Genomic DNA, 12,308 nt, shown 5'->3' with positions numbered 1-12,308 from the left:
GTTCCTTATATGTAGATTAAGTGGATATTAAGTAAGCTTCTCTATACTGATTTATATTGTGCACAGGAAAAAATAGTTCTCACTATTTTCTATGTAACGTTATAAATTCTCTAATACAACTCTGAACTTCTCTTGATTTACATAACATGTTGTTATTCATCACTATTGTGCCTGCTGGTCATCCTAGGCTAATATGTGCATATTGTCGCTAAAGGATTGTTATAATGATCAATTTTCGTAGTTTACTGGTCCTTATATTTTTTCTCTGCTTTTTAAATGGTGGGCTAAATGCTGCAGATAAGCATAACAAAGCCTATAGAAATTTCTGGCATCCCACCTTTCAGGGGGAGCGTTTGGATTATTGTACTTTTGATGGTAAAGAATGTGGTAAGGCTGTAGCAAATCGCTATTGCCAAATATTAGGTTATGATTATTCCAGTCAGAATGTAATTGCTTATAACGTGGGCTTAACGAATTATCTGGACAGTCGGGCAAGATGTACCGGGTGGCGTTGTAATGGTTTTATGACAATAGGTTGCGCAACCGGCTTAGCACATGTTCCGCCTAAACCATACCATTATCGGGAAAAAAGATTCGCCGTTCCTCGCTATAATGATTATCGAGTCGATTGGTGTTATGACCAGAATCGTGGTTGTGGCTTAAGAGCCGCTAATTCTTTTTGTAGTCGTATGGGTTTTATGCAGGCAAAGCATTTTGTCAAAGAAACCCAAGTCCGTGCAACCAAATCAATTGGCAGTCAACAGCTGTGTTTTGGTAATCAATGTAATGCCTTTAAGATGATAGTTTGTTATCGATAATTTTTAAGAGTTTATTTTAATTTGTCCAAGTAAGACTGAACGAATAGTTTATTAAAAATAATATAAAAGAAATTTAGTGATCTATTTTATGACAGTTGCGTTAATTTAACGTCATGGATTTGACAGTTGTTTGAAAAGTGTCCGATACTTTAAGACAAACAACTCAACCTTAAGGAAGGGTTTATGAGTAGCAATGAGAGAATTTTTATCATTGACGATAACGAAGATCGTTGCGAAAAGCTACGCACTATATTTGATTTTATTGGCCAATCTATTGAAGTAACCAAATTTGCTACCTGGCAAATAATTACTAATTCAAATCCAAGCGTTATTATCCTTGGTGCCCATTCTTCTTTTGAAAAGACATTGGATGAACTGGACTCATTAGTAAAGCAATTTTCTAAAGTCCCTATTCTGGTAATTGATGAACGGTTGAACACCACTCAATGTGCGGATCATAATGTCGTTGCCTGTTTGTCTTTTCCTTTTAGCTACGCTCAAATGCTCGAATCGTTACATCGTTGTCAAATTGCAAAAGAAGCCGTTAAATTTATTACCGCAAGTACTCATAAAACCCCTTTATTTCGAAGTTTGGTTGGCAATAGCGATAGTGTTCGTCAAGTACGCAGATTAATAGAGCAGGTGGCAGATACTGAGGCCAGCGTTTTAATTTTGGGCGAGTCAGGAACCGGTAAAGAGGTGGTGGCTCGCAATATCCATGCACTTTCATCTCGGGCGAATAAGCCATTTGTACCCATTAATTGTGGTGCGATTCCAGGAGAATTATTAGAAAGTGAATTATTTGGTCATGAAAAAGGGGCATTTACTGGAGCCATTACTTCCAGACAAGGGCGTTTTGAATTGGCAAATGGTGGGACTTTATTTCTTGATGAAATCGGTGATATGCCCTTGGCAATGCAAGTTAAGTTATTAAGAGTTTTGCAAGAGCGTTGTTTTGAGAGGGTGGGATCTAATAAAAGCATTGATGTGAATGTTAGAATTATTGCGGCTACCCATAGAAATTTGGAAGTGGCAATAGAAGAAGGTAAGTTTAGAGAGGATTTATTTTATAGACTTAATGTATTTCCTATTGAAATGCCGCCTTTAAGAAAAAGAAGCAATGACATATCGCTTTTGTTTAATGAACTGATCTCTCGAATTGAGGGAGAGAATAGACCTACAGTAAGATTAATGCCCGATGCTATGGATGCGTTAAGCCAATACAGTTGGCCAGGTAATGTCAGAGAGTTGGCTAATTTGGTTGAACGATTATCTATTCTTTACCCCAATGGAATTGTATGTAAGGAAGATTTACCTCGCCGATTTCAAGGAGAATATAAACCTTCTTATATGGAAGTATGCTCATCAGGTACAGAAAGAGAGACTTTATTGCAAATTATTAGCCAGGATCAGGTATCTAATACTGATGGTATTGATTTGAAAGAGCACCTGGTAAAAACTGAGCTGGCATTAATAAGTCAGGCTTTAGATGAGTCGGATTGGGTAGTGGCTCATGCTGCAAGTTATCTGAACATGAGGCGGACAACCTTAGTTGAGAAAATGCGAAAGTATGGATTAACTCGTCCTGAAAGAGTTGAGCGTTAAAGAAGTAAATTTGAATTGCATTCAAATATATAGCTGATTTCATTGCCAGTGGAAAATTAATAATGAGTTCAATCCGCAAAAAAGCTCAACCCACTACCTCATATTTAACCCTTTTTATTGCCACCATTATTGTTGGTATAGGCTCTGGCTTTTTTGCGATGCTTTTGGCTTTATTGTTGCATTTCCTCCAGCATGTTGCTTACGGATACAGCCTGGGGCAAATTATCAGTAGCGAAAGTTTTTTAGAAGGAGTTAGTGCCTCATCTCCGCTACGAAGAGTAATCGTGCTTATGTTGTGTGGTTTAATCGCTGGAGTAGGTTGGTGGGCTCTTTATCGCTTCGGTAAACCGTTGGTCAGTATCGCAGAAGCGGTGAAAACCAAGAAAATGATGCCCCCGAGCGCTACTATAATCCACGCATTGTTACAAATCATTACTATTGCCTTAGGATCTCCTTTAGGCCGCGAGGTGGCTCCTAGAGAAGTGGGTGCAATATTTTCTTTTTGGTTTGCCTCGAAACTGAAGTTAAGTGTTGATGAGGCAACAATATTATTGGCCTGTGGGGCAGGAGCTGGTTTAGCCGCAGTTTATAATGTCCCCTTGGGAGGGGCATTATTTATCATGGAGGTATTACTTTGTACTTTTAATTGGTCAGTGCTTATCCCCGCGCTTACTACTTGTGCTATTGCCGTAGTTATTTCCTGGATAGGCCTTGGCAATGAACCTCTTTATCATATTCCCGACTTACATATCAGTTATCCTTTGGTCGTTTGGTCTATATTGGCCGGTCCGATTTTTGGTTATGCTGCTTATTGGTTTATTTTGATAGCAAATAAAGCGCGAACACACTCCCATCATAATTGGCATATGCCAATAATATGCTTTATTAATTTTACTTTAATCGGCGTTTTGGCCATGTATTTTCCTTCTCTGTTAGGCAACGGTAAAAGTCCGGCAGAGATGGAGTTTGATGATTTAGATAATGTAGTAGGGATTGAATTAAGCCTAACTTTACTGGTGTTGAGAGTGTTAATTTGTTGGTCCAGTCTAGGTTCTGGAGCACAGGGAGGCTTATTGACGCCATCGCTTGCAAATGGGGCTTTGTTAGCTGTGGTACTTGGTGGGCTTTGGAATTTATTATGGCCGGAAACTTCGTTGAGTGCTTTTGCGATTATTGGGGCAGCAGCCTTCCTGGCCGCTGCTCAAAAAATGCCTATTACAGCAATTGTCTTGATTTTTGAGCTTACGCGAATTAAGTTTAATTTTTTAATCCCAATACTGTTTGCTGTTTCAGGAGCTGTTGGGATGTCAAAGCTATGTATGAACGGATTTTTACAAGTACAAAAGGCCAAGACTTAACCGTTAATTTAACCAGGACATCACCTATAAGAGGAATAACAAGTGAAAATTGGAATTATAGGAACAGGAAGTGTGGGGAAATCATGTGCTCTGGCCACTATTATGCGTGGTTGTGCCAATGAACTGGTATTAGTGGATAAAAATTTTGAATTGGCCAAGGCCGTAGCAGTTGATATGCAATATGGGGCAAAGGTTCTGAAAAAGGCTTTGCAGCTTTAGTTTCTTATTAAAAAGCAGCACTAGTATTCAGGGTCTTTGATTTTAAACTTAGACCCATAGTCCAAAGGTATCTTCTTATCTTTTGAGCATAGAAATACACAGAGCAGCTCACCAGATCAACGAGAAGATATAGGCCTGCCATACTTGACGGGGTATAACCGATTGGAGGGAAGTGAGGATGGTTTCCGATAACGCCATACCATGACCACGTGGAAAAAACAGTGCCAAAAAGCTCAATATAGTACACCATAACGAACATGCTTAAATAAAATAGAGGTTTTTTTCGGTCGTGTAAGATAATTAAGAAAACGATATAACAAATAAAGCCAGCGACATCATTTAAGATAAATAACGACATAAAAGCGCTTACAAAAGCAAATTTGCCCAAGCATTTTTCTATTACTCGATGATTTCTCCAAACCCAGGATTGTTTGCAAATATAGTATACTGTGGCATATATAAGAGCATGCCCCAAAGGTATGTACAGGGGGATATTTTTAAAACGATATTGATATAAGGTAAGGATCAAAGAGCTTATACATTCAGCACATAAACCGCAAAAGGTCATCAATAGCATGATCCAGTACACTCTTCCTTTAGCATTAAGCAGGAACCAACTGTAAACCAAAACCATAATTGCGTTGGTTATATCTTGTCCATATAAAAAATGAGGAGTTAACCAGGGGCTATCTATCAAGAAAAAAACAGGGGTCCCTAACAATACAAATACAGATTGAATTAGGACAGAGGTATTATGATTAAATTTTGTTTTTTTGTTTTTACTTGACATAAATTTTAAAAATCAGGGGGAGAGTTAAAACATTAAAATATCATACACAGATAAATAGACCCAGTCTTCCCAATGTTGATTTCCATATTTATTGTGTGTGCTCATGGCATATGCCATTCTTTGAGAACCAGATAAAAAAGGCGTCATTGCGAACAAAGTGAAGCAACCCAGATTTCAATGAAGTATCGTTATGGCTTGCTTCGCCAAGGCTCGCAATGACGAAATATACATACTCTCTGTGAGTGCTTACCATTATTCTTTTTAAGTCAGGTGCTTCTTGTAGACGGAAAGGTAAATGGGATATGCTAAGACTCTGAATTAATAAGATAATTAAAGAAGAGATGAGCATTAAAAAACAAATTCAAAATATCATCAATAAACTTCTAAACTTTATAAATAATCCTAATATCTACGTTGCTGCAATTGTCGGAGCTTTAGTTGGACTTTTGACTGGAGGCGCTGTTGGTTTATTCTCCGGTGGGTTTATTGGTTATGCATTTAAAATTTGTAATGGATGCGCCGCTCCTCTCTTTGATATTAATCCCGATATTACCGTAGGAGGTATTATCGGTGGGGTTCTCGGCGCAGCAATAGGGGGTGTCATTACTGGTGGGGTTACTGTATATAAAGTCCATAAAAAAACGCGCCAATTGTCCAGTTTATCTTCTGAAAACATACCTGAGGTTTTATTTGGTGCTTTTTGGATTAGCATTGAGATATCAATTGGAATGGGTTTGGGGGCTATCATTGGTAGCTTAAAGTTACCGGGCATCGGTTCGGCATTGGGTGCCCTCATGGGAACGAGTCTCATATTGTTTACATCAACATTAGAAAATAAAAATGAAAGATAGGAAACTCTAAAATTTATTCATTTCATCATTTCTCTGTATCGTATCGAGCGTAGTGAGATCTCCTAAATTACGTAGTATGCTACTTTCAGGAGATCTCTCGCTGCGCTCGAGATGACGTGGTGAGAGTCGAGATGACGTGATTAAGCTCTAGATGTTGGTGAGTTAAAGGGCAAGAAACCTAAATAGTACTATACTCTAAATAGAGTGATTTTGGATTTGCTATCATGAATATTCCTACATATCCCCCACATTTACATCAATTAATTAAAGAAAAAACGGCTTCTAAATCCGCAGAGGTTATCTTGCCAGAGGAAAATAAGCTTGATCCAAATGATACGGAAGCTGAAGCAAGAAAAACGTTAAAAAACAAAATTGGACCTATTGATACGGAGGCAGAAGCCAGGGAATTCAATAAGGAAAAAGAGATACTGGATCCCGAACCAGACAATTCTTTACCTCATCCATGAGGCACGTAAACGCTAACGAGGCGTGTTAATAACCAGCCTATATTGAAAAAAGAGGTGGATTGAGTCGCGTCAAGCCAAGGATTTTTGTTGTTTAACTCCCAACACGTTGCATAGAAACGTGTCAATTCCCACGTAGGTGGGGATCCATTTTTGCATTGGTATGATGCCAAAACAGTAATGTCTTTCCGCTTAGCGGGAAAGACTATGATCTAAATTTGCCGTAGGTTGGTGCTGAGCGTCGCGAAGCCCAACAATAAATTAGAATCATGGCATTATTTTGGCATGTAGTAGTGATGGCTCTGCTGTTGGGCTTCGCGACGCTCAGCACCAACCTACATTATTAATGCAGTTCCTCTTACGCTCGCTACTGTAATGGTAGCAATTGTCTTGAAATAACCATTTAATTCTTAAAAAATAATGCAGTTTGCCTCTTTGTTGTAACTATTTGGTTTCGTCAGAATCTTTAACCTCTTCTTTTACTTCTTCCTTTGTTTCTACTGGAGCAGGAGGAGGCGGGGCAGGAGTGGCGGCAGCCTCTACAGGAGGTGTTTCTGTTTTACTTTCAGGCGTTACTACTGTTTTAGCTGCGGGAGCTTCCGCTGTTTTTTTTGCTTCTTCGTCGGCTCTTTTTTGTTTGTAATCTTGAATTATCTCTTCCACGCTCGCTTTAATCCCTTTATATAATTTGCTGGTCATTGAAGATAATTCTTTAAAATCAGGCAGCTTGGATTTGAAATCGCTCATAATCTATTCCTTTGAAAAATGTAGTTATATTAATTATATATCGTTATTTGGTTTTTGGGATGGTGGTTGATTGAGACACCATCCCTGAGAGATGCTACTCAAGCCCATGGATGCATTAATCGCATGGCAGGCTTCAGTAGTTTATTGACTATGGACGCTTTAGGCTGGATCGTTAATTTGAATGCCTTATAGCTTGCCATTTTTCCTATAAGATATTCATCGCTAGTGGATAATTTATCAACTAAACGAAGATTAAAGGCATCTGTTGCTAGCCAATGCTCTCCGGTCGATACTTTGTCTATATCAAGCTGATTACGATTGGTAAGGACATAATTTCTGAACGCAGTGTGTATTTTTTCCAAATCTTCCTGGAATTTTTTTCTTCCTTTATCTGTATTCTCTGCGAATAAAGTTAAAGTACGCTTGTACTCTCCTGCGGTTAATAATTCAATGTCGATATTATTTTTTTTCAACCAACGGTGAAAGTTAGGAATCTGGGCGACAACACCTATAGAACCAATAATTGCAAAGGGGGCTGCAATAATATGGTTTGCTACGCATGCCATTAGATAACCCCCGCTAGCCGCTACTTTATCAATACTGACCGTTAAGGGGATATTTTTTTCGCGAATGCGTTGTAATTGTGATGCCGCCAGGCCATATCCATTAACTGCTCCTCCAGGGCTATCCAATCTGACAAGAACTTCGTCTTCGGGTTTGGCTATACTGAGAATAGCGGAAATCTCATCACGTAGTTGCTCCACTTGGGATGCTTTAATATCACCGGAAAAATCTATCACATAAAGCGTGGGTTTTTTGTCTTTATTTTTTTTCTTCTTTTCAGGTTTGTTCCCCAGAATCTCTTTATGCATCAAAGAAGTAATATGTTCGTATTGCTCATTAAGAGATGAAATTTCCAATTTGGGCTTTGGTTTACGACTGATGGAAAAAATTCCGGCAAATAGGAGCAAGACCGCAATCACAAGAGTTAACGTTTTTAATAAGAACAGCCCGTATTGACTTAAAAATTCCATTATTACCCTTTATAAAAAAATAAATCAGATTATGGCGTTCATAGAGTGACTTCGCAAGACAAACCATAACATTGAATCTAAAAAACTTGTTTTGTCTTTTATTTATAGTTAGTCTCCTCTTTTAAAGTGAATGATCTCTCTTATGCTTGATGTTATTGAACTTGATTTTGATTACCAGGAACGGCCTCTATTAAAAGAGGTTACTTTTCATCTTCCGGCAGGGGGATTAATGCATCTGCGCGGGGCAAACGGCGCTGGGAAAACCACTTTACTCAAATTAATTGCAGGATTATACCATCCTGCTTATGGACAGATTCACTTTGCCGGGCAAGCTATAGAAAATAATCTGGCGGCCTATCAGCGTCAATTATGTTTTGTAGGGCATAAGACCGGTATCAATCCCTACTTAAGTTTAAGAGAAAATTGTTTTTTTGACCTGCATTATGGCTTGGGTGATAAAAATATCGAAGAGTTAGCTTCAATTTTCAAACTGCAAGACCATCTTGATTCTCCTTGCGGATTATTTTCAGCAGGACAAAGACGACAAGCAGGCTTATTAAGACTGTGGGTGTCCAATGCTAAATTGTGGTTATTAGATGAGCCTTTAGTGGCTCTGGATGATTTCGCACTTTCAATTATTATGGAAAAAATCAACCATCATCGGAAGCTAGGCGGTGCCGTATTACTTACTTCCCATCAAAATTTACCTATCAATAAATCTGATTATCAGGAGTTTCTTTTGTGATTTCCGGATTTTCATTATTTGTAAAACAATTCAAACGCGAGCTGCTTATTCAAGTACGTCAAATTAGATATTTAGTTAATTCGTGTTTATTTTTTTTAATGCTGTTGTTTATGTTCCCCCTGACCCTTAGACCAGAAATAGTATTAATGAGGACTATAGCACCAGGATTAATCTGGATGGCTATGTTGTTATCCACATTACTTTCCGCAGAACGATTGTTTCAACAAGACTACGAATATGGGGTAATTGAGCAATGGCTCGTATCCGGACAGTCATTAAATCTGATCGTCAGCGCTAAAGTATTTGCCCATTGGTTTTTTAATTTATTACCTATCTTAGTTTTATGTCCTTTAATTGCTATTTTATTTTCTTTTAGTCTATGGGAAGCCTGGGTGTTAGCTCTTAGCCTTCTGTGTGGTACTCCGGCTTTATTCTTTTTGTGTGCATTAGCTGCTGCTTTTGGAGTTGGAGTCAATCAGAAGGGGGCTTTAATGGCTTTGATCTTATTGCCTTTAACCTTACCATTATTGATCTTTGGTAGCGGTACTTTAAACATTGCAATGCTAGGTTTACCGGTGAGTGGTTATTTAGCTTTATTATTGGCCATGTCAGTTATAGCGGTTGGCTTTTTGCCATATGCAATTGCCGGAGTGATTCGTATTAGTCATGTTGATTAGCGTGAAATAACCAATTAAAGTGGATGAATTGGCAGATTAAGTCAGCAGCAACAACCTCTAAATGTGGCCTGGGTCACCTCGAGAAGATCTTTCGTTACACTCGAGATGACGTGAGAAAATGAAGTGATTCATGAATATGGAATGATATGATTCTATCCACAAAACGCATAACAATGTTCACAGTCTCCTTGGCATTATTCATGGATGTTCTGGATACTAATATCATTAATACCGCTATTCCAACCATGGCTCATAATTTTAAGGTCAATCCGGTTGATTTGAAAATCGCGCTCATTAGTTATTTATTGAGCTTGGCGGTATTTATTCCAATCAGTGGATGGACAGCGGATAAATACGGTACCAAACGTATTTATATCAGTGCCTTGGGTCTGTTTACCATCAGCTCATTTTGGTGCGGCTATGCCCATACTTTAATGGATCTAGTCATTGGGCGTAGTTTTCAAGGGATTGGTGGTGCTTTTATGATTTCCTTAGGTCGTTTAATAATAGCGCGTACTTTTGAAAGACACCAATTGGTCGAAGCGATGAGCACGGTGATTATTGTTGTTTCTCTGGCCGTTATGTTGGGACCATTTGTGGGCGGTATCATTACAGAACAATTATCCTGGCCATGGATTTTTTGGGTCAATATTCCGGCAGGGATTCTGGCTATCGTTCTTGCGGTTTATGGTTTAAAAGATACTGTGCCTAAAAAGGCGCGCCCTTTTGATCTCTTGGGCTTCATTTTATTTGGCGGCAGCCTGGCGTTGTTATGTTTCTCATTATCGCAATTAAGTGAAGCAGGTGCTAACCAGTCTTTAACTTTATTAATAATCTTTGCTGCACTTTTTACCTTTATTATGTATTTTTTTATTGCAAAAAATCATCCGCATCCAGTGATAAATACTAAATTATTTCGTTTTCGAACATTTCGTATTTCGGTACTTGGTAATTTATTTTCACGCTTGGGTTTTGGTGGAGTGCCTTTTTTATTACCCTTATTCCAACAAATTAGTCTGGGCTTCAGCGCACAATTATCAGGACTCCTATTAGTTCCCATAGCGTTTGGCATTATTTTTTCTAAATTGCTGGCTTTTCGTATCTTGCGCCGGGTAGGTTACAAATATTATTTGATAATAAATACCCTTTTCATGGGATTAATTTTGGCCTTGTTTCAAATCATTAATAATCATACATCAGTATATACTATCGCCAGTTTAACCTTTATCTTTGGTATGTTTACTGCCGCACAATTCACTGCTATGAATTCCCTGGCATTTGCCGAGCTCAGTCAGGAGGATTTAAGTGACTCAACCAGCATTACGAGCACTACCCAAGTATTAGCTCAGACTTTTGGCGTTGCTGTGGGGGCCATTTTACTTCGCTATTATTCATCTAACCTGAAACAACCAGCAATTTTAACAACACCTGTATTTCATCAGGCATTTTTTGCGATGAGTATTATCACAATGATTTCCCTATTTATTTTTATGCAGTTAAAAGTGGATGATGGTCAACAGATGTTAGTTGAAGAAGCGTCACCTCGAACATAGTGAGAGATCTTTCACTACGTTCAGGTGACCAATGTGTCAAGGTTATTGAGAGGTTACATTTTAAGTAAAAGTCTTATCTGTAAACGACTGTCTTAGCAATTTCTACTAAATCCACGTTACTCTTATCAGTCAGATCATAGTTTCCTGTATGAATTTTCTTGTCATCCGTAGAAAAAAATCCGGGCAAAGACATGCCTGGATATTGTCGTCTTAATTTTGTAACATGCAATTCATTAATGTTACTGGGTTCGAACTCTTCAACTTTAATGGCATCTCTTACTACATTTGAAGGTAATTTGGCTGCTCCTGCATAGGATGCAACAACGTGTAATGTTTGGGTATTCACATCAAAGAATCTAGGCATTTTATTTCCTTTTCAGTAAGTTAAAGGCAATAATTCCACTACCTTACTAATTTAATCTATACTGCGGTTGTTAAGCAACATGCCCTGATTTATTTGAATAAAATACACTGGTTTTAATGCATATTTTGCGAAAGCTGGGATGCATGATAAAATCCCGTTCTTTTCTTGATTTTATTGTTTCCTATGTGGAAGTTTTTATATCAATTGGCCTCCCCAAAGATATTTTATTCCTTATCGGGGCGAATGATCCCTTGGTTGGCTGCAAGCGCATCATTGACCTTGATTATTGGAATACTCTGGGGCTTGATATTTGCTCCGCCTGATTACCAACAGGGCGAAGCTTATCGAATTATTTATGTGCACGTGCCCAGTGCATTTTTATCGATGGCCCTTTATGCCTGGATGGGGTTTCTTGCCGTATTGCTTTTAGTTTGGCGCATTAAAATTGCCGGATTGTTAATTAGTCTCGTTGCTCAAGTAGGCGCTTGTATGGCCTTTCTTGCTCTGATAACGGGGAGTATTTGGGGTAAACCCATGTGGGGTGCCTGGTGGGTTTGGGATGCTCGATTGACCTCTGAATTAGTTCTTTTATTATTATACGCCGCAATTTTAGCAACGCATCAAGCAGTAAAAAATAAAGAGGATGGGGACAAAATAATAGCCATATTAACCTTGGTTGGGTTAATCGATTTACCTATTATCCATTACTCTGTGTATTGGTGGAATACCTTACATCAAGGGGCTACTTTATCAGCTTTTGCCAAACCTAAAATTGATGTCAGTATGCTCTATCCTTTGCTTTTGACTTTATTGGGATTTTTCTTATATAGCTTGTGGATTATTTTGGAAAAGGCACGCAATGAAGTATTGCTGCGAGAGCGAAGACAATCCTGGGTCAAGATTCAGTTCGAAGGAGAACTTAAATGAATCAATTTTTTGAGTGGGTGGCAATGGGAGGCTACTCCATTTATGTTTGGCCAGCTTATGGTTTGGTTTGTGTTGTTTTGGTCATGAATCTTTTAGGTATCAAATGGCAAAAGACCCGGACCCGGCAAAAACTTCAACGATGGTTTAAGAGATAGA

The 12,308-nt window shown here is 38.5% G+C and carries 15 protein-coding genes; 11 read left to right on the top strand and 4 right to left on the bottom strand.

All coding sequences use genetic code 11. From position 1 onward, the window contains the following. Positions 1–224: 224 nt before the first annotated feature. From LOX96_RS05090 to LOX96_RS05075, 4 genes are all read left to right on the top strand, one after another. Positions 225–818 (top strand): hypothetical protein, encoded by a 594-nt coding sequence (locus tag LOX96_RS05090; protein WP_250423566.1) that lies wholly within the window; start codon positions 225–227, stop codon positions 816–818. A 183-nt stretch (positions 819–1,001) separates the two neighbouring features. Then, a complete protein-coding gene (locus tag LOX96_RS05085; RefSeq protein ID WP_250423563.1) occupies positions 1,002–2,423 on the top strand; it encodes a sigma-54 dependent transcriptional regulator in 1,422 nt (473 codons plus the stop codon). Between the two features lie 62 nt (positions 2,424–2,485). Then, positions 2,486–3,781 (top strand): chloride channel protein, encoded by a 1,296-nt coding sequence (locus LOX96_RS05080; protein WP_250423562.1) that lies wholly within the window; start codon positions 2,486–2,488, stop codon positions 3,779–3,781. A 42-nt stretch (positions 3,782–3,823) separates the two neighbouring features. After that, complete coding sequence (locus LOX96_RS05075) at positions 3,824–4,000, top strand: lactate/malate family dehydrogenase (RefSeq protein WP_250423561.1); 177 nt, start codon at positions 3,824–3,826, stop codon at positions 3,998–4,000. A 7-nt stretch (positions 4,001–4,007) separates the two neighbouring features. On the opposite strand, the gene LOX96_RS05070 is transcribed toward LOX96_RS05075, so the two are convergent. Further along, positions 4,008–4,790 (bottom strand): hypothetical protein, encoded by a 783-nt coding sequence (locus tag LOX96_RS05070; RefSeq protein ID WP_250423560.1) that lies wholly within the window; start codon positions 4,788–4,790, stop codon positions 4,008–4,010. A gap of 341 nt (positions 4,791–5,131) precedes the next feature. Between LOX96_RS05070 and LOX96_RS05065 the strand changes: the two genes are divergently transcribed. Together LOX96_RS05065 and LOX96_RS05060 are read left to right on the top strand one after the other, a co-directional pair. After that, on the top strand, positions 5,132–5,641 hold the full coding sequence (locus LOX96_RS05065) for a hypothetical protein (RefSeq protein ID WP_250423558.1): 510 nt from the start codon (positions 5,132–5,134) through the stop codon (positions 5,639–5,641). 224 nt (positions 5,642–5,865) lie between these two features. Then, on the top strand, positions 5,866–6,108 hold the full coding sequence (locus tag LOX96_RS05060; protein ID WP_250423556.1) for a hypothetical protein: 243 nt from the start codon (positions 5,866–5,868) through the stop codon (positions 6,106–6,108). 441 nt (positions 6,109–6,549) lie between these two features. On the opposite strand, the gene LOX96_RS05055 is transcribed toward LOX96_RS05060, so the two are convergent. Continuing rightward, entirely contained in the window at positions 6,550–6,852 is a 303-nt protein-coding gene (locus LOX96_RS05055) for a hypothetical protein (protein WP_250423554.1), read from the bottom strand. 98 nt (positions 6,853–6,950) lie between these two features. Beyond that, a complete protein-coding gene (gene sohB, locus LOX96_RS05050) occupies positions 6,951–7,886 on the bottom strand; it encodes a protease SohB (protein WP_250423553.1) in 936 nt (311 codons plus the stop codon). Between the two features lie 142 nt (positions 7,887–8,028). Between sohB and ccmA the strand changes: the two genes are divergently transcribed. The 3 genes from ccmA to LOX96_RS05035 all read left to right on the top strand — a co-directional run bounded on the left by ccmA (position 8,029) and on the right by LOX96_RS05035 (position 10,861). Then, on the top strand, positions 8,029–8,631 hold the full coding sequence (ccmA, locus tag LOX96_RS05045; protein ID WP_250423552.1) for a heme ABC exporter ATP-binding protein CcmA: 603 nt from the start codon (positions 8,029–8,031) through the stop codon (positions 8,629–8,631). Beyond that, on the top strand, positions 8,628–9,308 hold the full coding sequence (gene ccmB / locus LOX96_RS05040; protein WP_250423550.1) for a heme exporter protein CcmB: 681 nt from the start codon (positions 8,628–8,630) through the stop codon (positions 9,306–9,308). The genes ccmA and ccmB overlap by 4 nt, the downstream gene beginning before the upstream one ends. 146 nt (positions 9,309–9,454) lie before the next feature. Beyond that, positions 9,455–10,861, top strand: a complete 1,407-nt coding sequence (locus LOX96_RS05035; RefSeq protein ID WP_250423548.1) for an MFS transporter — start codon at positions 9,455–9,457, stop codon at positions 10,859–10,861. A 73-nt stretch (positions 10,862–10,934) separates the two neighbouring features. Here the strand turns inward: LOX96_RS05035 and LOX96_RS05030 are convergent, their stop codons facing one another. Then, on the bottom strand, positions 10,935–11,225 hold the full coding sequence (locus LOX96_RS05030; protein ID WP_250423546.1) for a peptidase: 291 nt from the start codon (positions 11,223–11,225) through the stop codon (positions 10,935–10,937). Between the two features lie 183 nt (positions 11,226–11,408). Between LOX96_RS05030 and ccmC the strand changes: the two genes are divergently transcribed. Beyond that, positions 11,409–12,152: a heme ABC transporter permease CcmC gene (ccmC, locus tag LOX96_RS05025; protein ID WP_250423544.1), complete on the top strand. Its 744-nt coding sequence runs from the start codon at positions 11,409–11,411 to the stop codon at positions 12,150–12,152. Further along, positions 12,149–12,307: a heme exporter protein CcmD gene (ccmD, locus tag LOX96_RS05020; RefSeq protein WP_250423543.1), complete on the top strand. Its 159-nt coding sequence runs from the start codon at positions 12,149–12,151 to the stop codon at positions 12,305–12,307. The genes ccmC and ccmD overlap by 4 nt, the downstream gene beginning before the upstream one ends. Position 12,308: the final 1 nt, after the last annotated feature.

It is taken from the genome of Legionella maioricensis (assembly GCF_023618015.1).
GTDB lineage: Bacteria > Pseudomonadota > Gammaproteobacteria > Legionellales > Legionellaceae > Legionella > Legionella maioricensis.
Note: the sequence above shows the minus strand (reverse complement) of the source record. Positions and strands in the feature narration are given on the sequence as shown.

Coding starts and splice junctions, on each gene's coding strand:
- LOX96_RS05090 (WP_250423566.1), top strand. CDS start 225: ATGATCAATTTTCGTAGTTTACTGGTCCTTATATTTTTTCTCTGCTTT.
- sohB (WP_250423553.1), bottom strand. CDS start 7,886: ATGGAATTTTTAAGTCAATACGGGCTGTTCTTATTAAAAACGTTAACT.
- ccmA (WP_250423552.1), top strand. CDS start 8,029: ATGCTTGATGTTATTGAACTTGATTTTGATTACCAGGAACGGCCTCTA.
- ccmC (WP_250423544.1), top strand. CDS start 11,409: ATGTGGAAGTTTTTATATCAATTGGCCTCCCCAAAGATATTTTATTCC.
- LOX96_RS05060 (WP_250423556.1), top strand. CDS start 5,866: ATGAATATTCCTACATATCCCCCACATTTACATCAATTAATTAAAGAA.
- LOX96_RS05030 (WP_250423546.1), bottom strand. CDS start 11,225: ATGCCTAGATTCTTTGATGTGAATACCCAAACATTACACGTTGTTGCA.
- LOX96_RS05070 (WP_250423560.1), bottom strand. CDS start 4,790: ATGTCAAGTAAAAACAAAAAAACAAAATTTAATCATAATACCTCTGTC.
- LOX96_RS05035 (WP_250423548.1), top strand. CDS start 9,455: ATGATTCTATCCACAAAACGCATAACAATGTTCACAGTCTCCTTGGCA.
- LOX96_RS05085 (WP_250423563.1), top strand. CDS start 1,002: ATGAGTAGCAATGAGAGAATTTTTATCATTGACGATAACGAAGATCGT.
- LOX96_RS05065 (WP_250423558.1), top strand. CDS start 5,132: ATGAGCATTAAAAAACAAATTCAAAATATCATCAATAAACTTCTAAAC.
- LOX96_RS05055 (WP_250423554.1), bottom strand. CDS start 6,852: ATGAGCGATTTCAAATCCAAGCTGCCTGATTTTAAAGAATTATCTTCA.
- ccmD (WP_250423543.1), top strand. CDS start 12,149: ATGAATCAATTTTTTGAGTGGGTGGCAATGGGAGGCTACTCCATTTAT.
- LOX96_RS05080 (WP_250423562.1), top strand. CDS start 2,486: ATGAGTTCAATCCGCAAAAAAGCTCAACCCACTACCTCATATTTAACC.